Source organism: Micromonospora sp. DT233 (assembly GCF_049841815.1).
Lineage (GTDB): Bacteria > Actinomycetota > Actinomycetes > Mycobacteriales > Micromonosporaceae > Micromonospora.
The window spans coordinates 161598-183098 of the sequence record NZ_JBNCLB010000002.1 but is presented as its reverse complement, the minus strand read 5'-3'; the positions used below and the strand labels follow the sequence as shown (position 1 = coordinate 183098).

18 protein-coding genes are annotated in these 21501 nt (G+C 74.2%); 14 read left to right on the top strand and 4 right to left on the bottom strand.

Features of this window, described 5'->3' with window-relative positions; genetic code table 11:
* Positions 1 to 89 precede the first annotated feature (89 nt).
* Positions 90 to 2876 (bottom strand): phosphoenolpyruvate carboxylase, encoded by a 2787-nt coding sequence (gene ppc / locus ACLQ2V_RS04935; protein ID WP_425717160.1) that lies wholly within the window; start codon positions 2874 to 2876, stop codon positions 90 to 92.
* Positions 2877 to 3133: 257 nt separating this feature from the next.
* Here ppc and ACLQ2V_RS04930 point away from each other — a divergent pair, with 257 nt between their 5' ends.
* Positions 3134 to 4174 carry a S66 family peptidase gene (locus tag ACLQ2V_RS04930; protein ID WP_425717159.1) on the top strand — a complete coding sequence of 347 codons (1041 nt, stop codon included), beginning with the start codon at positions 3134 to 3136 and terminating at the stop codon, positions 4172 to 4174.
* Positions 4175 to 4196: 22 nt separating this feature from the next.
* On the opposite strand, the gene ACLQ2V_RS04925 is transcribed toward ACLQ2V_RS04930, so the two are convergent.
* Positions 4197 to 4877, bottom strand: coding sequence for a cyclase family protein (locus tag ACLQ2V_RS04925; protein WP_425717158.1), 681 nt, complete (start codon positions 4875 to 4877; stop codon positions 4197 to 4199).
* Between the two features lie 234 nt (positions 4878 to 5111).
* On the opposite strand from ACLQ2V_RS04925, the gene mfd reads away from it, so the two are divergent.
* From mfd to ACLQ2V_RS04895, 6 genes are all read left to right on the top strand, one after another.
* On the top strand, positions 5112 to 8813 hold the full coding sequence (gene mfd, locus ACLQ2V_RS04920) for a transcription-repair coupling factor (protein ID WP_425717157.1): 3702 nt from the start codon (positions 5112 to 5114) through the stop codon (positions 8811 to 8813).
* Between the two features lie 119 nt (positions 8814 to 8932).
* Entirely contained in the window at positions 8933 to 9745 is an 813-nt protein-coding gene (locus ACLQ2V_RS04915) for a hypothetical protein (protein ID WP_425717156.1), read from the top strand.
* Positions 9742 to 10725, top strand: coding sequence for a nucleoside triphosphate pyrophosphohydrolase (locus ACLQ2V_RS04910; RefSeq protein WP_425717155.1), 984 nt, complete (start codon positions 9742 to 9744; stop codon positions 10723 to 10725). Before ACLQ2V_RS04915 ends, ACLQ2V_RS04910 begins: the two co-directional genes overlap by 4 nt.
* Before the next feature lie 114 nt (positions 10726 to 10839).
* Complete coding sequence (locus tag ACLQ2V_RS04905; RefSeq protein ID WP_425717154.1) at positions 10840 to 11487, top strand: RNA polymerase sigma factor; 648 nt, start codon at positions 10840 to 10842, stop codon at positions 11485 to 11487.
* The gene (locus ACLQ2V_RS04900; protein ID WP_425717153.1) at positions 11484 to 12491 is read left to right on the top strand and encodes a CU044_5270 family protein; all 1008 of its coding nucleotides are present in this window, start codon (positions 11484 to 11486) and stop codon (positions 12489 to 12491) included. Before ACLQ2V_RS04905 ends, ACLQ2V_RS04900 begins: the two co-directional genes overlap by 4 nt.
* Before the next feature lie 39 nt (positions 12492 to 12530).
* Positions 12531 to 14150 (top strand): DUF885 domain-containing protein, encoded by a 1620-nt coding sequence (locus tag ACLQ2V_RS04895; RefSeq protein ID WP_425717152.1) that lies wholly within the window; start codon positions 12531 to 12533, stop codon positions 14148 to 14150.
* 18 nt (positions 14151 to 14168) lie between these two features.
* On the opposite strand, the gene ACLQ2V_RS04890 is transcribed toward ACLQ2V_RS04895, so the two are convergent.
* Positions 14169 to 14861: a hypothetical protein gene (locus tag ACLQ2V_RS04890; RefSeq protein WP_425717151.1), complete on the bottom strand. Its 693-nt coding sequence runs from the start codon at positions 14859 to 14861 to the stop codon at positions 14169 to 14171.
* 210 nt (positions 14862 to 15071) lie between these two features.
* Here ACLQ2V_RS04890 and eno point away from each other — a divergent pair, with 210 nt between their 5' ends.
* From eno to ACLQ2V_RS04860, 6 genes are all read left to right on the top strand, one after another.
* Positions 15072 to 16355: a phosphopyruvate hydratase gene (gene eno / locus ACLQ2V_RS04885; RefSeq protein ID WP_425717150.1), complete on the top strand. Its 1284-nt coding sequence runs from the start codon at positions 15072 to 15074 to the stop codon at positions 16353 to 16355.
* 40 nt (positions 16356 to 16395) lie between these two features.
* Positions 16396 to 17028: an FtsB family cell division protein gene (locus tag ACLQ2V_RS04880; protein WP_425717149.1), complete on the top strand. Its 633-nt coding sequence runs from the start codon at positions 16396 to 16398 to the stop codon at positions 17026 to 17028.
* A 61-nt stretch (positions 17029 to 17089) separates the two neighbouring features.
* Positions 17090 to 17695, top strand: coding sequence for a DUF501 domain-containing protein (locus ACLQ2V_RS04875; protein WP_425717148.1), 606 nt, complete (start codon positions 17090 to 17092; stop codon positions 17693 to 17695).
* 2 nt (positions 17696 to 17697) lie between these two features.
* Positions 17698 to 18210, top strand: a complete 513-nt coding sequence (locus tag ACLQ2V_RS04870; RefSeq protein ID WP_425717725.1) for an amino-acid N-acetyltransferase — start codon at positions 17698 to 17700, stop codon at positions 18208 to 18210.
* 237 nt (positions 18211 to 18447) lie between these two features.
* Positions 18448 to 19743: a hypothetical protein gene (locus ACLQ2V_RS04865; RefSeq protein WP_425717147.1), complete on the top strand. Its 1296-nt coding sequence runs from the start codon at positions 18448 to 18450 to the stop codon at positions 19741 to 19743.
* 8 nt (positions 19744 to 19751) lie between these two features.
* Positions 19752 to 20693 carry an exopolyphosphatase gene (locus ACLQ2V_RS04860; RefSeq protein ID WP_425717724.1) on the top strand — a complete coding sequence of 314 codons (942 nt, stop codon included), beginning with the start codon at positions 19752 to 19754 and terminating at the stop codon, positions 20691 to 20693.
* Between the two features lie 104 nt (positions 20694 to 20797).
* On the opposite strand, the gene ACLQ2V_RS04855 is transcribed toward ACLQ2V_RS04860, so the two are convergent.
* Positions 20798 to 20995: a hypothetical protein gene (locus ACLQ2V_RS04855; protein ID WP_425717146.1), complete on the bottom strand. Its 198-nt coding sequence runs from the start codon at positions 20993 to 20995 to the stop codon at positions 20798 to 20800.
* A gap of 192 nt (positions 20996 to 21187) precedes the next feature.
* Between ACLQ2V_RS04855 and ACLQ2V_RS04850 the strand changes: the two genes are divergently transcribed.
* Positions 21188 to 21472, top strand: coding sequence for a hypothetical protein (locus ACLQ2V_RS04850; RefSeq protein WP_425717145.1), 285 nt, complete (start codon positions 21188 to 21190; stop codon positions 21470 to 21472).
* Positions 21473 to 21501 lie beyond the last annotated feature (29 nt).

Sequence of the window (21501 nt, the reverse complement as noted above, 5' to 3'; positions counted from 1 at the left end):
TACCGCGCCCGCCGTCCCGCTTTCGAGCGCGCTGAGAAGGGGCACCCCACCACGCGGAACGCGCCGACGGGGTGCCCCTTCCGTGCGGCTCAACCCGTGTTGCGCATCCCGGCGGCGATGCCGTTGACCGTGGTGAGCAGGGCCCGCTCCAGGGCCGTGCCGTCGCTCGGCGCGCGCCGGCCCCCCGGCGCGGTGGCCACCGCCCGGCCCGCCGCCCCCGAGTCCCGGTACTGCCGCAGCAGGGCCACCTGGAGGTGGTGCAGGGGCTCCAGGTAGGTGTCGCGCACCGCGAGGGTGCGCTGGAGCACCGGCGAGTTCTCCAGCAGGGCCGGCGAGGAGGTGACCGCCAACACCTCCCGCTTGGTCAGCTCGTACTCCTGCTCGATCGTGGCGAAGATCGGGTGCAGCTTCTTCGGCACCAGGGTCTCGACGTACCGGCGGGCGATGCTCAGGTCGGTCTTGGTCAGCATCATCTCGACGTTCGACAGGAACGTGCGGAAGAAGTGCCAGTTGCGGTGCATCTCGGCCAGCACGTCGGCCAGGCCGGCCTCGCGGGCCGCCGCCAGCCCCGTGCCGACCCCGAACCAGCCGGGCACGATCTGCCGGGTCTGGGTCCAGCCGAACACCCACGGGATGGCCCGCAGCCCGGCCAGCCCGGCCCCGGTGTTGGGGCGCTTCGCCGGCCGGGAGCCGATGTTCAGCGCGCCCAGCAGCTCCGTCGGGGTGGACGCCCAGAAGTACTCCGGCAGGTCCGGGTTCTCCACCAGCGACCGGTACGACCCGAACGCCGCGTCGGAGACCACGTCCATCGCCGCGTCCCAGCGTTCCAACTGCTCGGCGGGCTGGCGGGGGGCGGTGTGCAGCAGGGTGGCCTGGAGCACCGCGGCGACGGTCAGCTCCAGGTTCTCCCGGGCCAACGCCGGCAGGGTGTACTTGTCGGAGATGACCTCGCCCTGCTCGGTGACCTTGATCGCGCCGTCGAGGGTGCCGTACGGCTGGGCCAGGATCGCCTCGTGGGTGGGGCCGCCGCCGCGCCCGACGGTGCCGCCCCGGCCGTGGAAGAGCCGCAGGTGCACCCCGTGCCGGGCGGCGACGTCGCGCAGCGCCCGCTGGGCCCGGTGGATCGACCACTGGCTGGTGGTGATGCCGGCCTCCTTGTTCGAGTCGGAGTACCCCAGCATCACCTCCTGCACGTCGCCGCGGGCCGCCACGAGGGCCCGGTACGCCGGCAGCGACAGCAACTCGTCGAGCAGCTCGCCGCCGGAGTCCAGCTCCGCCGGGGTCTCCAGCAGCGGCACGATGCCGATGCGGGCCCGGCCGCTGTGCACGTCGACCAGCCCGGCCTCGCGGGCCAGCACGACCGCCGCGAGGACGTCGTCCACGCCGAGGGTCATCGAGATGATGTACGACTCGATGACCTCCGCGCCGAAGCGGTCCTGCACCTCGCGGATGGTGCCGAAGACGTCGAACGTCTTGCGGGCGTTCTCGGTCAACGGGGTGTCCAGCGTCGACAGCGGCCGGCGGCCGGTCAGCTCGTCGGCGAGGAGCTTGGTGCGCTCCAGCCGGGTCAGCGACGGGTAGTCGGGCACCTCGCCGATGGCCGCGTAGAGCTGGGTGAGCACCTCGTGGTGCTTCTCGGCGTGCTCCCGCACGTCCATCGTCGCCAGGTGCAGGCCGAACGCGGAGACCGTACGGATGGTGGAGGCGAGCCGGCCCACGGCGGTGAGCTGGCCGGAGTTGCGGGCCAGCGAGGCGCGCAGCAGTTCCAGGTCGGCGATCAGCTCGGCGGAGCCCCGGTAGTCGCGGCCCGGCACGTGCGGGGTGCCCCGGCGCAGCCGCTCGCGGGTGTTGCCCAGCTTCGCCTTCACGCAGCGGGCCTTGAGCCGGTACGGCTCCTCGGCGTTGACCCGGCGGAACCGGGGTGCCACCTCGGGCAGCGCGTCGAGGTCGGCGGCGAGGCTGGCGGAGAGGTCCAGCGACACCCCGCGCAGCCGGCGGGAGACGGAGACCTCCTTGACCAGGTGCTCCATCGCCGCCTCGGTGGCCGCGATGCCGTGCTCGTGCTGGATGCGCAGCACCTCCCGGGTGACCGCCGGGGTGACGAAGGGGTTGCCGTCGCGGTCGCCGCCGATCCAGGTGCCGAAGGTCAGCGGCCGGGACGTCGGCGAGGTCTCCACCCCGAGGGTGCGCAGCGTGTCGGCGAGGTCGTCGAGCACCTGCGGGGCGGCCTCGGCGTACAGGTCGCGCAGGTAGTAGATGGCGTTGCGGGCCTCGTCGGTCGGGTCCGGCCGGTCGAGCCGCAGCTCGTCGGTCTGCCACATCAGGTCGAGCAGCTCGGCGAGGCGGCGGTTGGCCGGCCCCTCGTCGCTGGCCCCGTAGAGGATCGCGTTGGCGGTCTCGGTGTCCAGCTCGTCGGCGATGGCGCGCAGCTTCGACAGGATCGACCGGCGGGCCGCCTCGGTGGGGTGCGCGGTGAAGACCGGCCGTACGGCGAGCCGGCGGGCCACCGCCGCGATCTCCTCGGCCGGCACCCCGCGCTCGGCGATCATCTTGGCCGCCTGGTCCAGCCAGCCGCCCTGGGTCGCCCGGCGACGGCGCAGGTCCCGGGCCCGGTGCACCTGCTCGGTGATGTTGGCCAGGTGGAAGTACGTGGAGAAGGCGCGGGCCAGCCGGGTGCCGGTGGTGACGTCGAGGCCGCCCAGGCGCTGGGCGGCGGCGGGGGCGTCGACCCGGACCAGGGCGCGGATCTCCTCGACCAGGTCGAGCAGGGGGCGGCCCTCCTGCCGGGCGAGGGTCTGCCCGAGCAGCGTGCCGAGGCGGCGGATGTCGGCCCGCAGTGCGGCGTCGGGGCCGTCGTGGTCATGCTGGTCGGTCACGGGTGCGCTCCTTACGCCGAGGACGAAGGACAGCGCTGTCCGACTCCCTGGATCGTATCCGCGCGCCCCGTCGGTAAGGAGGGGGGCCTTGCAATCGTCTGCGCTGTGGGAAGGGCTCACGTTCCGGCATCTCAGCCCGCGGCGGGCGCGTTTGTGCTGGTCGGGGCGGTCCGGGGCGGTGGCGGGCCCGGCGGCGGCGTGGCGCAGCACACCCCGCGCGGCCGAAAAGCGGTTGGTCGCCCCGGTAGCGTCCGAGCATGGAGTCGCTGCGCTATCCGCCGAAGCCCCGCCCGGGGGACCGGGTCGCCGTGGTGTCACCGTCGGCCGGGCTGCCGGCGATCTTCCCCCACGTGTACGAGTTGGGCCTGCGCCGGCTGCGCGAGGAGTTCGGCCTGGAGCCGGTCGAGTACCCCACCACGCGGGTCGCCGGCGCGGACCCCCGGGATCGGGCCCGGGACGTCACCGCCGCCTTCGCCGACCCGACGATCACCGCCGTGCTCGCCACCGTCGGCGGGGACGACCTGATCACGGTCACCCCGCACCTGGACGACGCCGTGCTGCGGGCCAACCCGAAGCCGTACTTCGGCTACTCCGACAACACCAACGTCCTCAACCACCTGCACCGGCTGGGGATCGTGGCGTACCACGGCGGGTCCGTGCTGGTGCACCTCGGCCGCCCCGGCGCGCCGCACCCGCTGACCTTCGACTCGCTGCGCGCCGCCCTCTTCACCCCGGGTTGGTACGAGCTGAGCCCCGCCCTGCAGTGGGGCGACCAGCCGAACGACTGGCGCGACCCGGCCACGCTCGCCGTCGAGCCGCTGATGTTCCCCGGCGAGGGTTGGCGCTGGCAGGGGCCGGCGACGGTGGTGCGGGGGCGGAGCTGGGGCGGCAACCTGGAGATCCTGCACTGGCTGCTGGCCACCGACCGGGTCGGCGCGGTCGCCGACCACTCGGGCGAGGTGCTGATCGTCGAGACCTCGCAGGAGCTGCCGTCGGCCACCGAGGTGTACCGCATCCTGCGCAACCTGGGGGAGCGCGGGCTGCTCGGGGGCTTCCCGGCGGTGCTCGTCGGCCGGGCCAAGGCGTGGGACTTCGACCGCCCGCACACCCCGGCGCAGCGCCGCGCCCACGCCGCCGAGCAGCGGGCCGCGATCACCAAGGCCCTGACCGAGTACGCCCCGGAAGCGGTCGCCGTCTTCGACGTCGACCTGGGCCACACCGACCCCCAGTTGATCATCCCGTACGGCGGAGAGGTCGTCGTCGACGCCGTCCACCGCCGCATCACCGTCCGCTACTGACGCCGGACGGGCGGACCCGCCCTCAGGCGTCGAGGACGGCGAACGCGCGGACGGGGAAGGTGCCCATCCCGGCCACCCTGGGCGGCGCGGCGGTGAACCGGAAGCCGGTCGCCGGGAGCGCGTCCAGCGCGGTCAGGTGCTCCACGATCGGGATGCCGGCCGCCAGCAGGGCGCTGTGCGCCGGGCGCTCGCCCCGAGCCGCCGGGCCCATGTCGTCGATGTTGATCGAATCGATGCCCACCAGGGTCGCCCCCGCCTCGACCAGCCACGCCGCGCCGTCACCCGTCAGGTACGGCGCGTCCGATGACGCGTACCGGTCGGTGCCGAAGTGCGCGGACCAGCCGGTGTCCAGCAGCACCGCCCGCCCCGTCACCTCGTGCCCGGCGAGCAGCGGGCGGTCCACCGCGCGGGTGCCGGCGGGCACCCGCACCACGATCCCCGGCAGGTCGGCGAGGCGATCCAGCGGGACGCCGGTGAGGTCGGCCCCGCCCGCCCACCGGTGCGCGGGAGTGTCCAGGTACGTGCCGGTGTTGGCGATCATGTCGATCCGGCCGACCTGGAACTCCGTGCCCGGGGCGTACTTCGCCCGGGACGCCTCCCGGGTCAGCCACTCGGTGATCCGGGGGGCCGGCCAGCCGGGCAGGGTCGTCATGCCGTCGCTGATCACGTGGCTCAACTCGACCAACCGCCGCCGTCCCGTCACGCCCCTGACTTGATCACCCCCGGCCCGCCCCGGTCAACCCGCGATTGTCGGACAGTTCCTGTTCAGCGCTGGCGGCAACCGGCCAAGATTCGGGTGTGGTGCGGCCGGCCGGGCTTCGGCGGTGGGTGTCGGTCGGCGGGGATAGGCTGGGGTGCGTCAACCCCCCGTCCGTGTCGGGCGTGGGGGAACTGTCGTGTGCCACTGCCACGACCGCGTCACTGGGAAGTGATCAGATTGCTCACCGGACTCTTCGCCGCCGCACTGGCCGACCCCGGGCTGGCCCGGGCGCGTGACCTGGCGCGCTCCGGTGCCGCGCAGGTCGACGGGCTGGACCTGACCGCCCCGGCGGCGCTGCGCCCGTTCGCCGTCGCGGCGGTCGCGGCGGACCCGACCGATCCCGCCGGCACGGCGGTCGCGAAGCAAGCGGCCGCAGAGGGCACGAACGAGGACGGCGGTGGGGCCGGGCGGCCGGTGCTGGCCGTGACCGCCACCAGCCGGGAGGCCGACGACCTGGCCGCCGCGCTGGGCAGCCTGCTCCCGGCCGAGCAGGTCGCCGTCTTCCCGTCCTGGGAGACGCTGCCGCACGAGCGGCTCTCGCCCCGCTCCGACACCGTCGGCCGGCGGCTGGCCGTGCTGCGCCGGCTGGCCCACCCCGACGCCGCCGACTCCCGGGGCCGGGCCGGGGCGCTGCGGGTGGTCGTCGCGCCGGTGCGGTCGCTGCTGCAACCGCAGCTCAAGGGCCTCGGGGACCTGGAGCCGGTGCAGCTCGCCGCCGGCGAGGAGGCGGACCTGGAGGAGGTCGCCCGCCGGCTCACCGACATGGCGTACGCCCGGGTCGACCTGGTCACCAAGCGCGGCGAGTTCGCGGTGCGCGGCGGCATCCTCGACGTCTTCCCGCCCACCGACGAGCACCCGTCGCGGGTCGAGTTCTTCGGCGACGAGGTGGAGGAGATCCGCACCTTCTCCGTCGCCGACCAGCGGACCATCGAGGGGGTGCCGCTGCTCTGGGCGCCGCCGTGCCGGGAACTGCTGCTCACCCCGGCGGTGCGGCGGCGGGCCGCCGCCCTGGCCGCCGAGCACCCCGAGCTGACCGAGATCCTGGACAAGCTGGCCGAGGGGATCCCCGTCGAGGGGATGGAGTCGCTGGCCCCGGCGCTGGTCGGCGACGACTCGCTGGAGCTGCTGCTGGACTGCATGCCGGCCGACACCCACGTGCTGCTCTGCGACCCGGAGCGGATCCGCACCCGGGCGCACGACCTGGTGCGTACCTCGGAGGAGTTCCTCCAGGCGAGCTGGGCCGCCGCCGCCGTCGGGGGCCAGGCCCCGGTGGACCTCGGCGCCGCCGCCTTCAAGACCCTGGCCGACGTACGCGCGCACGCCCGCGCCCGGCGTCGCCCCTGGTGGACCCTCGCCCCGTTCGGGCTGGACGAGGCGGGCGCGGCCCCGGCCCGGCAGCCCTGGGAGGACGCGCCGGCCGAGGCCGACGTGACGCCCGACGACGCCATCGCGGTGACCCTGACCGCCCAGGCCGCCCCGCTCTACCACGGCGAGACCGACCGGGTGGTCGAGGACCTCAAGCGCTGGGCCGGCGAGGGCTGGACGGTCGCGCTGGTCTTCGAGGGGCACGGCCCCGCCCAGCGGGCCGTCGAGGTGATCTCCGACGCGGGGCTCGGCGCCCGGCTGGTGGAGGAGGTGCCGACCGCCCCCGCGCCCGGCACGGTGCTGGTCACCTGCGGCAGCCTGACCAGCGGTTTCGTCGACGAGACGGCCCGGTTCGCGCTGCTCACCGGCAACGACGTCACCGGCGGGCGGGGCAGCTCGACGCGGGACATGCGCAAGATGCCGAGCCGGCGGCGCAACACCATCGACCCGTTGGAGCTCAAGGCCGGCGACAACGTGGTGCACGAGCAGCACGGCATCGGCCGGTACGTCGAGCTGGTGCAGCGCACCGTCAACGGCGCGAGCCGGGAATACCTGGTCATCGAGTACGCGCCGAGCAAGCGCGGCCAGCCCGGCGACCGCCTCTTCGTCCCCACCGACCAGCTCGACCAGCTCTCCCGCTACGTCGGCGGCGAGCAGCCCACCCTGCACCGGATGGGCGGCGCGGACTGGCAGAAGTCCAAGGCCCGCGCCCGCAAGGCGGTCAAGGAGATCGCCGCCCAGCTCATCCAGCTCTACGCCGCCCGCAAGGCATCCAAGGGGCACGCGTTCGGCCCGGACACCCCGTGGCAGCGGGAGCTGGAGGACGCCTTCCCGTGGCAGGAGACGCCGGACCAGTTGTCCGCCATCGAGGAGGTCAAGCGGGACATGGAGCAGACCGTCCCGATGGACCGGCTGATCTGCGGCGACGTCGGGTACGGCAAGACCGAGATTGCGGTGCGGGCGGCGTTCAAGGCGGTGCAGGACGGCAAGCAGGTCGCGGTGCTGGTGCCGACGACGCTGCTGGTGCAGCAGCACTACAACACCTTCGCCGAGCGGATGAGCCAGTTCCCGTTGCAGATCCGGCAGCTCTCCCGGTTCCAGACCCCGAAGGAGTCCGAGCGGACCCTGGAGATGGTCGCCGACGGCACCGTGGACATCGTGATCGGCACCCACCGGCTGCTCCAGGCGGCCACCCGGTTCAAGTCCCTCGGTCTGGTGATCGTCGACGAGGAGCAGCGCTTCGGCGTCGAGCACAAGGAGCACCTGAAGACGCTGCGCGCCTCGGTCGACGTGCTGAGCATGTCGGCCACCCCGATCCCGCGCACCCTGGAGATGGCGATCACCGGCATCCGGGAGATGTCGACGATCGCCACCCCGCCGGAGGAGCGGCACCCGGTGCTGACCTTCGTCGGGGCGTACGACGATCGGCAGGTGGCCGCGTCGATCCACCGTGAGCTGCTCCGCGACGGGCAGGTCTTCTACCTGCACAACCGGGTCGAGTCGATCGACCGGGCGGCGCGGCGGCTGCGCGAGCTGGTGCCGGAGGCGCGGGTCGCGGTGGCGCACGGCCAGATGGGCGAGGACGCCCTGGAGAAGGTGATGGTCGGCTTCTGGGAGAAGGAGTTCGACGTGCTGGTCTGCACCACGATCGTGGAGTCCGGCATCGACATCCCGAACGCCAACACCCTGATCGTGGAGCGGGCCGACCTGCTGGGCCTGGCCCAGCTGCACCAGATCCGGGGCCGGGTGGGCCGGGGTCGGGAGCGGGCGTACGCGTACTTCCTCTACCCGCCGGAGAAGCCGCTGACCGAGCACGCCCACGAGCGGCTGGCCACCATCGCCCAGCACACGGAGCTGGGCGCGGGCATGTACGTGGCGATGAAGGACCTGGAGATCCGGGGCGCGGGGAACCTGCTCGGCGGCGAGCAGTCCGGCCACATCGAGGGCGTCGGCTTCGACCTGTACGTCCGGATGGTCGGCGAGGCGGTGCAGGCGTTCAAGGGCGAGCGCCCCGAGGAGGAGGCCGACGTCAAGATCGACCTCCCGGTCGACGCGCACCTGCCGCACGACTACGTCGCGGTGGAGCGGCTGCGCCTGGAGATGTACCGCAAGATCGCCGAGGCCCGCGACGACGACCGGCTCACCGAGGTCGTCGCCGAGCTGACCGACCGGTACGGCGAGCCGCCCGCCCCGGTGCAGAACCTGATCGCGGTGGCCCGGTTCCGCCTGCTGGCCCGCCGCTACGGCCTCACCGACGTGAGCATGCAGGGCAAGCACCTGCGCTTCGGCCCGCTGCCGCTGCCCGACTCCAAGCAGCTGCGCCTCAAGCGCTACCACCCCGACTCGGTCTACAAGTCGGCGCTGGACCAGGTCAGCGTCCCCCGGCCGAGCACCCGCCGCATCGGCGGCGAGCCGCTGCGCGACCAGGCCCTGCTGCAGTGGTGCGCGCAACTGCTCACCGATGTCCTCGGCGAGCCCGCCGGGGCGCAGCCGGCGAAGGCGGGCGCCCGGTGAGGGCGCGCGGGGCGGTGCGGGCGCGTAGGGCGGTGCGGGCGCGTAGGGCGGTGCGGGCGCGGGGCGCGGCCCGGTGGGCGGCGTTCCCGCCGGTGGCCCCGCATGAGAGAGTGACTTTCATGCGTGCTCGCCGTCTCATCGCCGCCGCCAGCGTCGCGGCCCTCGGTGCCCTCTCCCTCGCCGCCTGTGGGAAGTCCGCGCCGGACGTCGCCGCGTACGTCGGCGACGCGAAGTACTCCATCGACCGGGTCGACGACATCTACGACAGCGCCCAGAGCCTGTACGCCGCGGCCGTCACGGCCGAGGGCCGCCAGGCCGGCGCCACCCCGGCCCCGGCGGAGCTGCGCTCCAAGGTCACCCGGCAGGACGTGCTGAACCTGCTGGTCAGCATCGAGCTGGGCAAGCGGGTGGTGGCGGCGCAGGGCATCACGGTGCCCGACGAGGTCAAGCCGGAGCAGTTGGCGCAGCAGTTGCAGATGCCGGCCGCCGCCGAGTACACCCAGCTCTGGGGCGAGTGGGTGGACATCTCCGCCGCCCTGGGCACGAAGCTGACCCCGAGCGTGCCGAGCGACGAGGCGATCATGGCGGTGTACCGGGCCATCGAGAAGACCGGGGCGATCCAGCCCGGTCTGACCGTCGCCCAGGTCCGGCAGGCGTTCGGCGAGGGCGGCGAGGGCGCGCAGGGTGCCGAGGGCGGCTTCGTGCGCAGCGCCACCGCGCTCAGCTCCGCCCTGCACGAGGAGGCGGAGAAGGCCGGGGCGTCGATCAACCCCCGGTTCCGGCCGATCGGTGTGCCGTCGGTGGTCAGCACCGGGCAGTCGCTGGTCTTCTACTCGCTGCCGTACATCGACGAGGACGGACCGGTCACGGACATCTCCACCCCGCAGGCGCCGGCCGGGCAGTCGAGCGCCCCGGCGGCTCCCGGGGCATGACGGCCCGGATCGTCCTGCTGGTCACCTCGCCCCGGCTGCCGGCCGGGCTGCTGAGCGCCGCCGCCTGGGACGTCGTACGCGGCAACCCGGTGCTGACCGGCGCGGAGAGCGCGCTGACCGACGCGGTGCGGGCGGCGGGCGCCGAGGTGCGCGTGCCGGACGGCCCGGCGGTGCCGGCGCTGCTGGACGCGGCGGCGGCGCACGGCGCGGTGGTCTGGCTGGCCGGCCCGGCCGGCGACGAGGCCCTGGCCCGGGAGTTGGGGCTGCGGTTGGCCCGTGAGCCGGGCCTGGCCGAGTTGGAGCTGATGTACGGCTCGTGGGACCCGCCCGGGGCGCGACTGCTCGACGCCGTGGAGGTGATGGACCGCCTCTCCTCGCCCGGCGGTGACCCGTGGAAGCGGGCGCAGACCCACCGCAGCCTCGCCGGCTACCTGATCGAGGAGTGCTACGAGGCGTACGACGCGATCGGCGCCGACGACACCGACGCGCTCCGCGAGGAGCTGGGCGACGTGCTGTTGCAGGTGTTGCTGCATGCCCGGCTGGCCGAGGAGCTGCCCGAAGGCGAGCGGTGGACCGTCGACGACGTGGCCGGCGGCCTGGTGGAGAAGATGATCCGGCGCAACCCGCACGTCTTCGCCGACGACCGGGCCACCACGCTGGACGAGATCACCGCCAACTGGGAGCGGATCAAGCGGGCCGAGAAGACCCGGGACTCGGTGCTGGACGGCATCGCCCCGAGCCTGCCCGCCCTCGCCCTGGCCGCCAAGATCCTGGAACGCGCGGCCCGGGTCGGCCTGGCCGTGCCGCCGCCGCTGGCCGACTCGCAGGTCGACCCGGAGGGGCGGCTGGGCGCGGGCCTGCTGGGCACGGTCGCCGCCGCGCGCGAGGCGGGGCTGGACCCGGAGGCGGCCCTGCGCCGCGCCGCCCTGGCGTACGCCGACGCGGTCCGCGCCGCCGAACGGGCCGCCACCACCGGCTGATCCGCGCCGGGCGGGGCCACGGGCCGGCCCCGCGCCGGGCCGCCGCCGCGGGCCGGCCCCGCATCCCGGTGGGCGTCGGTGGGAACCCGTGCGGGCGAGCGGACAGAACAGGGCGTGGACAGTTCATATCGGGCCCGGCTGCGCGCCGGCGACGCAGCGGCCTTCGGTCAGCTGTTCGACGATCACGCCGGCGCCGTGCACCGGCACGCCTATCGGTCGACGGGCTGCCGGAGCACCGCCGAGGACGTGGTGTCGCTGACCTACCTGGAAGCCTGGCGGCTGCGCGGCAGGCTGCGGCCCGACGGCGACAGCGTCCTGCCGTGGCTGTTGGGGATCGCCACGAACGTGCTGCGCAACACGAACCGGGCGGCCCGGCGGCACCGGGCGGCGCTGGCCCGCGTTCCGCGCGCGGACACCGTCCCGGACTTCGCCGACGAGCTCGCCGACCGGATGGACGACGTCGGCCGGGTGGCGGCGGCCAAGGCCGCGCTGGCCGCCCTGCGCCCGCTGGAACGGGAGGTCTTCGCCCTCTGCGTCTGGTCGGGGCTGGACTACGCCACCGCCGCCGAGGCTCTCGGGGTGCCCGTCGGCACGGTCCGGTCCCGGCTGTCGCGGGCCCGGACGAAACTGCGCGCCCTCGCCGAACGGGCCCTTCCCCCGGCGCCCGCGCCGCCGACGGCCCGGGAACCCGCGCCGCTTCCCGGACAGGTACAGGGTGGCCGCGCGACTGCGGCCCGGTCGAACCAGGAGATGAACCGATGAACCCACGGCTTGATCCTGCCGAGCGTGCCGCCCTCGCCCGGTCGGTGCCACCACCACCGGGTGGGGAGATCTCGGTCGACCGCCAGCGCGTCCTGAAGGAAGCCTTCATGAACGAGATCACCCCCAGCGCGGCAGCCGCAGCCGACCGACCGGCGGCCCGGTTCCGCCGCCGGCTGGCCTGGCTCGCCGCGCCGGTCACCGCCGCCGCCCTGGCCGCCGCGCTGGTCGCCACCGTCGGCCTGCCCGGATCGGACCCCGGTGCGGGCGGCCGCGTGCACCAGTACGTCACCGTGCTGGCCGGCGACGCCACCGGCGTGGCCCCGCTGCTGGAGCGGGCCGCCCTGGTGGCCGCCGCGAAGCCGGCGTCGCCGGTGGCCGCCGGCAGCTTCGTCTACGTGCGCAGCAAGGTCGCCTGGCTGGTCTTCTCCGACGATCGCGACGGCGGCCCGAAGGAGGCCGGGGTGGACGGGCAGGTGCTCGACGAGGTGCACGACCGCGAGATCTGGCTGCCCCAGGACGGCGGTGAAGGGCTCGTCCGCGAGCGCGGCGAGACGTTCGGTGTGGTGGGCGGCCCCACCCACAGCAGCTACGCCAACCTGCCGACGGACCCGGAGGCGCTGCTGCGGCACGTCTACGCCGTGGTGGCGCCGCAGGACCTGCCCCGCGACCAGGCGGCCTTCGAATACATCGGCGGGGCGTTGCAGGAGAGCCTGCTGCCGCCTGCGGTCAACGCCGCCCTCTACCGCGCGGCGGCCCGGATCCCGGGGGCGGTCCTGGTGCCGGAGTCCGTCGACGCCGCCGGGCGGACCGGGGTGGCCGTGGGCCACACCGACGAGTTCGGCGAGCGTACGGAGTGGATCTTCGATCGGGCCAGCTTCGAGTACCTCGGCGAGCGTTCCTACCTCGTTCGGGACAACCGAACCGGCAAGTCCGGGATGCTCACCGCCACGACCGCCGTGTTGACCCGGGCGGTGGTCGACGAGGCGGGCCGGCGCCCCGCCTGACGCCGGACGCCGGTGCCGGCTCCCCGCTAGGGTCGTCGCATGTCCTCCTTCGCCCCCCGCGCCGAACGGATCGTCGACGCCCTGCTGGCCAGCCGGCCCGGCCTCGCGATGTACGCGGGCGACCACCGCTGCGACGACCGGCTGCCGGACCTCTCCGCGTCCGCCGTGGCCGCCGACCGGGAGATGCTCCGGGACGCCGCCGACGCCCTCTCCGAACTGGACCCGGACGCCCTCGACGTCGAAGATCAGGTCGATCACGCCCTGCTCACCGCCCTCGTGGACCGGGAGCTCTTCGAGGCCGACGAGATCCGCTCGCCCGAGTGGGACCCGCTGGCGCACAACCCAGGGCCGCTGCTGCACGCCCTGGTGGCCCGCCCGTACGCCCCGGCCGAGCTGCGGCTGACCAGCCTGGCCGGCCGGCTCGCGGCCGTACCGGATGCCCTGGCGACCGCCCGCGCGACGCTGCGCGACATGCCCCGGGTGCACGCCGAGACGGCGGTCGGGCAGTTCACCGGGGCGGCGGCGCTGGTCCGCGACGAGGTGCCCCGGCTGCTGGCCGAGGCCCCCGAGCTGCACGACCGGGTGGAGCCGGCGGCGACCGGGGCGATCGCCGCGCTGGAGGAGTTCGTGGCCTGGCTGCGCGCCGGCCTGGCCGCCGACGCCGGTCCCGGCCGGGACCCCCGGCTGGGCCGGCGGCGCTGGGAGGCCCGGCTCTGGCACACCCTCGACACCGAGCTGGGCGCCGCCGAGGTGCAGCGCCGCGCCTGGGCCAACCTGGACCGGGTCACCGCCGAGATCCGCGAGGCGGCGGTCGAGCTGGTCGGCGGCCCGGCCGACGACGAGACGGTACGCCGGGCGTTGGACCTGCTGGCCGACGAGCACCCCGACGAGCACACCATCGTCGACCTGGCCTCGGTGAGCCTCGACGAGGCGACCGACTTCGTCCGCGCGCGGGACCTGGTGACCCTGGTCGACGACCCGTGCGTGATCCAGGAGATGCCCGGCTTCGCCCGAGGGGTGGCGGTGGCGTACTGCGACGCGCCGGGCCCGCTGGAGACCGCGCCGGTGCCGACGTTCTACTGCATCGCGCCCGCCCCGCAGGGGTGGCCGGCGGCCCGGGTGGAGTCGTTCTACCGGGAGTACAACGACCACATGATCCGCAACCTGACGGTGCACGAGGCGATGCCGGGGCACTTCCTGCAGCTCGCCCACGCCCGCCGGTACGCCGGTGCCACCCGGGTCCGGGCGCTGGCCCGCTCGGGGCCGTTCGTGGAGGGCTGGGCCGTCTACGCCGAGGAGCTGATGGCCGGCCTCGGCTTCGGCGGCCTGCCGGTGCGGTTGCAGCAGCTCAAGATGCAGTTGCGAATGACCATCAACGCGCTGCTGGACCAGCTCACCCACTGCGACGACCTGCCCGAGGCCGAGGCGATGGCGCTGCTGACCGGCCGGGGCTTCCAGGAGGAGGGCGAGGCGGCCGGCAAGTGGCGGCGGGCCCTGCTCACCTCCACCCAGCTCTCCACGTACTTCGTGGGCTACAGCGAGATCGCCGAGATCGCCGCGCTGCGCCCCGCCGGGATGCCGGTGCGGGCCTGGCACGACGCGATGCTCGCCCACGACTGCCCGCCCCCGCGTCACCTGCGCACCCTGCTGGGCGTCTAGCCGGGGCGACTGGGGCGGTCAGGTGCCGGTGGGGCGGCGGTCGACGATCCCGGCCCCCGCCGGCACCTCGAAGCTGGCCCCGTCGACCGTGTCGGTGTAGCTGGTCAGCGCCAGCTCCATCGCTGCGCCGTCGAGCCGGCCGGCGAAGCTGCCGAGCACCCCCTCGCTGGTCACGCAGGCGGTGAAGTCGCCGGTCGAGCGGCGCACGTCCACGCAGGTGGCGTGGTGCCCGGCGAGCGTGGTGTCGCTCTGCTCGATCACCGCCTGCGGGTCGAGCGCGGCCTCGGTGAGCAGCCCGACCACCACCGGCGGGGTGATCAGCCCGTGCTTCTTGGCCTCGGTGAAGAGGGCCACCGAGGGCTTCGCGGTGACGACGGGCGGGGCGAGCAGCGTGCAGACGGTCTTCGCGCCGCCGGTGTCGCACCGGGTGGTGGCCTCGGTGGTGACGGTCAGCTTCCCGCCCGGCCAGGTGTACGCCGAGCGGGCCGGCTTCTGGGCCTGGACGATGGCGGCGGCCCGGCCGCCGGTGAGCTGGTAGTCGGCCGAGTAGGTCAGCTCCAGCGCCCGGTCCAGCCGGGTGGCGAGGTCGTTGACCAGATCCGCCCGGCCGATCGCCCGCCCGGCGTCGTCGAGGGTCTGGCAGCCGGTGACCGAGAGCGACGCAATGAGCGAGAAGGCGAGCGCGCGGAGCGTGGTCGAGGCGGCGGGCATGGCGACCAGCCTTGCCGATCGGGTCCACGTCACGCAAACCCGTTGCCGGTTGCGGGGCGAGAATCCGGGAATGTCCGACCTGAGGCCCCGGCGCCGACGGCGGGCGACGCGATGGGCTGGACCGCCGACCGATACGCTGAGTTCAACACCCGCCTCAGCCGCACCGTCGCGGCCCACCCGACCGGAATTACACATACGAGGAGCGACTCAGTGGCAACCATCGAGGGAATCGTCGCCCGGGAGATTCTCGACTCACGGGGCAACCCGACGGTCGAGGTCGAGGTCGGGCTCGACGACGGCACGATCGCCCGCGCCGCGGTGCCGTCCGGCGCCTCCACCGGCGCCTTCGAGGCGATCGAGCTGCGCGACGGTGACGCCGACCGCTACCAGGGCAAGGGCGTCGAGAAGGCGGTCTCGCACATCGAGGACCGCATCGTCGACCAGCTCATCGGGTACGAGGCCAGCGAGCAGCGGCTGATCGACCAGAAGATGCTGGACATCGACGGCACCGACAACAAGGGCGAGCTGGGCGCGAACGCCATCCTGGGCGTCTCCCTGGCGGTGGCCAAGGCGGCGGCCGGCAGCGCGCAGCTGAGCCTCTTCCGCTACCTGGGCGGCCCGAACGCGCACCTGCTCCCGGTGCCGATGATGAACATCCTCAACGGCGGGGCGCACGCGGACTCCAACGTGGACGTGCAGGAGTTCATGGTCGCGCCGATCGGCGCGCCGAGCTTCCGCGAGGCGCTGCGCTCCGGCGCGGAGGTCTACCACGCGCTGAAGTCCGTGCTGAAGAAGAAGGGCCTCTCCACCGGGCTCGGCGACGAGGGCGGCTTCGCCCCGAACCTGCCCACCAACGCCGCCGCGCTGGACCTGATCGCCGAGGCGGTGGAGAAGGCCGGGTACCGGCTGGGCACCGACATCGTCTTCGCCCTGGACGTCGCCGCCACCGAGTTCTTCGACAACGGCACCTACACGTTCGAGGGCGCGGCGAAGTCCGCCGAGGAGATGAGCAACTACTACACCAAGCTCATCGGCGACTACCCGATCGTCTCCATCGAGGACCCGCTGGCCGAGGACGACTGGAGCGGCTGGGCGACCCTGACCGCCGCCGTCGGTGACCGCATCCAGATCGTCGGCGACGACCTCTTCGTCACCAACCCGCAGCGCATCGCCCGGGGCATCGCCGAGCGCTCCGCCAACGCGGTGCTGGTGAAGGTCAACCAGATCGGTTCGCTGACCGAGACCCTCGACGCGGTGGAGCTGGCGCACCGGGCCGGTTTTTCCTGCATGATGAGCCACCGTTCCGGCGAGACCGAGGACACCACCATCGCCGACCTGGCGGTCGCCACCGGCTGCGGCCAGATCAAGACCGGCGCGCCGGCCCGCTCGGACCGGGTCGCCAAGTACAACCAGCTCCTGCGCATCGAGGAGGAGCTGGCCGACGCGGCGCGGTACGCCGGGGTGGGTGCCTTCCCGCGTTACCGTTCCGCCTGAGAGAGACACCTAGCCAGAGCCTCGGGGGAGGGGTGTGACGATGCAGCAGCGCCGCACACCGGGTGGTCAGCGCCCCGCCCGCCGGCCGGGTCAGTCCGGTCGGCCGGGCGGTGCCCGCGCCCGGACGTCGACCCGCGACGGCGTCCGCGCGGAGGCCCGCACCGCCGGCCGGTCGTCCGGCTCGGTCCGGGCCACCGACGGCGTGCGCTCCGCGAGCCGCCCCGCCGCCGCCCGTCGTACGGCGGCCGGTGGCACGGTCAAGCGGCTCACCGCATCCCATCCCCGAGGCCTGACCGGGCGGGCCACCGTGCTCCTCGCGGTGCTGATCGCGCTCGCCCTCGCCTACACCTATCCGGTCCGGGTCTACCTGGACCAGCAGGCCGACATCGAGCGGATGGAGGCGTCCCAGGCCGCCCAGCGCAAGCTGATCGCCGACCGGGCCGCCGAGGCGGCGAAGTGGCAGGACGACGAGTACGTCGCCATCCAGGCGCGGGAGCGGTTCTACATGGTCTACCCGGGCGAGGTCCCGGTGATCGTCCTGAACGACCCGGCCGGCGCGGCCCGCGACGCGGCCGGCGGGAAGGCGCCCGCCCAACCGCAGACCCCCGACCCCTGGTACGACACGCTCTGGTCGAGCGTGCGGGCCGCGAACGCCGACCAGCCCGGCCGGTGAACGGCACCCGCCACGGGCGTCTCGCCCACCTCCCGAAGAGCACCGACGAAAGATGGGCACCGTGACTGTCGTACCCCCGTCGGAGCCGGCGGCGGACTCCGTACCCCCGCCGGAGCGGCAACCGGCCACCGAGCGTGACCTGGCCGCGGTGGCCGCCCAGCTCGGGCGCGTCCCGCGCGGCACCCGGGCGGTGGCCCACCGCTGCCCCTGCGGCCTGCCCGACGTGGTGGAGACGACCCCGCGCCTGGCCGACGGCACGCCCTTCCCGACGCTGTTCTACCTGACCTGCCCGCGGGCGACCGCCGCGTGCAGCCGGCTGGAGTCCGCCGGGCTGATGAAGGAGATGGCCGAGCGGCTGGCCACCGACCCGGAGCTGGCCGCCCGGTACCGGGCCGCGCACGAGGACTACCTGGCCCGGCGGGCGGCGATCGGGGAGGTGCCGGAGATCGCCGGCATCTCCGCCGGCGGCATGCCCGGCCGGGTGAAGTGCCTGCACGTGCACGTCGGCCACGCGCTCGGCGCCGGGCCGGGGGTCAACCCGTTCGGCGACGAGACGCTGGCGCTGGTGGAACCATGGTGGACCGCCGGCCCCTGCGTGGACGTGCCGGCGGTCCCCGACGCGGCCGGGCCGGTGGGTTCCGGCGTGGACGTGCCGGCGGGCGGGTGACCGTGCCGGTCGGCGACGAGGTGGTGGTGCGCCGCGCCCGCACCCGCGACGTGCGCGGCATCCGCCGGCTGGTGGACTCCTACACGGGCAACCGGCGGCTGCTCGGCAAGGCCACCGTCACCCTCTACGAGGACGTGCAGGAGTTCCGCGTCGCCGTCGACGGCGACGACAACGTGCTCGGCTGCGGGGCGCTGCACGTCCTGTGGGAGGACCTGGCCGAGATTCGCACGGTGGCCGTGGACCCCCGGTGCCGGGGCCGGCGGCTCGGGCACCGGATCGTCGGCGAACTGATCGCCGCCGCCCGGGAGATCGGGGTGGCCCGGATCTTCGTGCTCACCTTCGAGACCCGCTTCTTCGCCTCGTTCGGCTTCACCGAGATCGACGGCGCCCCGGTGCCGCAGCCGGTCTACGAGCAGCTCCTGCGCTCGTACGACGAGGGCGTCGCGGAGTTCCTCGACCTGGAACGGGTCAAGCCGAACACCCTAGGCAACACCCGAATGCTCCTCCGCCTCTAACCCCCCCACCCCCCACCCCCCCACCCCCCACCCCCCCACCCCCCACCCCCCACCCCCCCACCCCGTCACGGTGATCAAGAGGTTTGTGTCAATTCTGATCTTCGAATTGACACAAACCTCTTGATCAACCCGGCCTTGGCCCGGCCTTGGCCCGAGCTTGGCCCGGGCGGTCGGGGTGGGTGGGGTGGGTGGGGTGGGTTTCTCAGCGGCCTTGGTCACGTCGGCCATGCTGTCCGGGTGAGGAGTTTTCGTCGGGTGTGCGCGGTGGTGTTGAGCGGCTTGGCTCTCCTTGGGGCCGTACGCCTGGTCGTGCCGGCCGCCGGCGGTCCGGGGGGTGCGCCGCCGGGGGTGGCCCGCCAGCTTGCCTTCCTGCGTGCCGCCCTCGACGACGGCGCGGGCACCGACGCCCAGGCGCTCTTTCCCGAGGGGTGGTTCTTCGCCCACGCCCTCTACGGGCTGGCCCGCGTCGAGTTGGGGATGCGCCAGCCGGCCGGGAAGCGCGCCGAGGCGCTGCGGGAGGCCCGCTGGGCGCTGGCCCGACTGGAGTCGCCGGCCGGCACCGCGCCGTTCCAGGCCGCCCTGACGCCCGCGTACGGGATCTTCTGGCAGGGCTGGACGAACTGGCTGCGCGGCGGCGTGCTCGCCCTGCAACCGGCGGATCGCCGCGACCCGGCGGAGGCCGCGCGGTTCGCCACGGCGTCGGCCGCCATCGGCAGGGCGTTCGACACGTCCGACTCGCCGTTCCTGCCCGCGTACCCGGGGCAGGCGTGGCCGGTGGACTCCACCGTGGCGGTGGCCTCGCTGCGGCTGCACGACGCGCTGCTGCCGCCCCGCTTCGCGGGCACCGTGAGCCGCTGGCTGGACGACGTGCGGCAGCGCCTCGACCCCGGCACCGGGCTGATGCCGCACCGGGTCGAGTTGGTCACCGGGGCTCCGACGGAGGTGGCCCGCGCCACCTCGCAAACCATGATCCAACGGTTTCTCGTCGACATCGACCCGGCGTTCGCCCGGGAGCAGTACCTGCGCTTCCGCGACCGCTTCGTGGCCACCCCGCTCGGGCTGGGCCCGGCCGTGCGCGAGTACCCGGACGGGGTCGACGGGCCGGGTGACGTGGACTCCGGGCCGCTGCTGCTCGGGGTGAGCCTGTCGGCCACCGTGGTCGCCCTCGGCGCGGCCCAGGCCCAGGGTGACGCCGCGCTCGCCGGCGCGTTGGCCAACTACGGCGACCTGGTGGGCCTGCCCGCCGACACCCCGCGCACCCGCCGGTACGCCCTCGGCGTCCTGCCGATCGGCGACGCCTTCCTGGCCTGGGCGAAGACCGCCCGCCCGTGGGTGGCCGACCCACCGCCCCCGCCCCCGGCGACCGTGGCGTGGTGGTGGCGACTGCCGCTGCTGGCGCTGCTGCTGGGCGTCGGCATGCTCCTGTGGTTGCCGGACCTGTCCCGCCTGGCCCGTCGCCGGCGGACCGAGCGTGGCGGGCGACTTGGCCGAGCCGAGCGGAGCGCGTCGGCTGCCGTAGGGTTGCTGCCGTGACGACGCGCGTGGCAGCCATCGACTGCGGCACCAACTCGATCCGACTGCTGGTCGCCGACCTGCCCGACCCGGCCGCCGGGCCGGAGGCACCCTTGGTCGACCTGAGCCGCCGGATGGAGATCGTCCGGCTCGGCCAGGGGGTCGACAAGACGGGCCGGCTCGCCCCCGAGGCGATCGAGCGGACCCGGGTCGCGTTGGCCTCCTACGCTGCCGAGATCGAGAAGCTGGGCGCGGAGCGGGTGCGGATGTGCGCCACCTCGGCGTCGCGGGACGCCTCCAACGCCGACGACTTCCGGGCCATGGTCCAGCGGACCCTCGGCGTGGCCCCCGAGGTGGTCACCGGCGACGACGAGGCGCGGCTGTCGTTCACCGGCGCGGTGCGCGGGCTGCCCGCCGACGCGCAGGAGCCGTACCTGGTCATCGACATCGGCGGCGGCTCCACCGAGTTCGTGGTCGGCACCCGCTCCGGCGGCGTCGAGGCCGCGATCTCGATGGACATCGGCTGCGTCCGGATGACCGAGCGGCACCTGCACGGCGACCCGCCCGGCCCCGAGCAGGTCGCCGCCGCGCAGGCCGACATCACGGCCGCCGTGGACCGGGCGCTGGAGGCGGTGCCGGGTCGGCAAGCCGCCACCCTGATCGGGCTCGCCGGCTCGGTCACCACCGTCGTGGCCCTGGCCGAGGGCCTGACCGAGTACGACCCGGAGCGCATCCACCACGCCCGCGTGTCGTACGACGCCGTGGCGGGGGTGACCGCCGACCTGCTCGGCAAGACCCGCGAGCAGCGCCTCGCCACCCCGGTCATGCACCCGGGCCGGGCCGACGTGATCGGCGCGGGCGCGCTGGTGCTGCGGGTGATCATGGAGCGCGCCGGGATGCCCTCGGTGGTCGCCTCGGAGCACGACATTCTCGACGGCATCGCCTGGAGCCTCCAGCCCGCGCGCAGCTAGCTGCCGCGCTGCTGTCGCGCCGCCGGCCGCGCCCGAGGTCAACGGGTGCGTTTATGGTCGCCAGGGCGACAAGAAACGCACCCGTTGGCGGCGGCACACCGCGCTCAGTCCGTCGCCAGTTCCGGTCGGTGCTCTTTGATCCACTTTTCGACGTCGGTCCGCCGCCAGACCTTCCCCATGGTCAGTTCCTGGTACGGGTCGGGGAAGCTCTTGGAGTTGGTGACGACGCTGACGCGTTGTCGGGACACGTTGCCGAGCATCACGCGGATCTCCGCAGCGCCCACCAAGTCAACCCGATCCATGCCGTGACCGTAGGGCGGCCAGTGTCGTTGTATAGCTCCAACGGCTATATACGCTGACATATGACAACGGCTGGGGCGTCATCAGGGAATGACGACGCCGACTGTTGCCGCAGGCCATGGCTGCCAAGCTCGGGCTGTCCGCCCGCACGTCGCCAACGCCGGTGACGGGGGTGCCGGGGAGGGGCGGTGGTGATGGAGGAGCATCCGCCGGCGTACCCGGGTGGGCCCTGTCTCGCGTGCCGGGAGCCGTGGCCCTGCGTCCCGCGCCGCGCGGCCATGCTCAAGGAGTTCGCCAAGGCGCCCAACGAGGCGCTCACCTACGACGGGTGGACGTGGCTCGACGGGTACGTGCTCGACCGGCGCGGGGACGCGATCGCCCGCCGGTCCCTGTTCGTCATGTCGGCCGGACTGCGGTGGCTGAACCAGCCGGTCGGCAACCGGCCGGTCTTGCCCCGTTCCCGTGCGCGAGCAGGGTGAAGCCGGCGCCGCGCCGCCTAGCTGGCCAG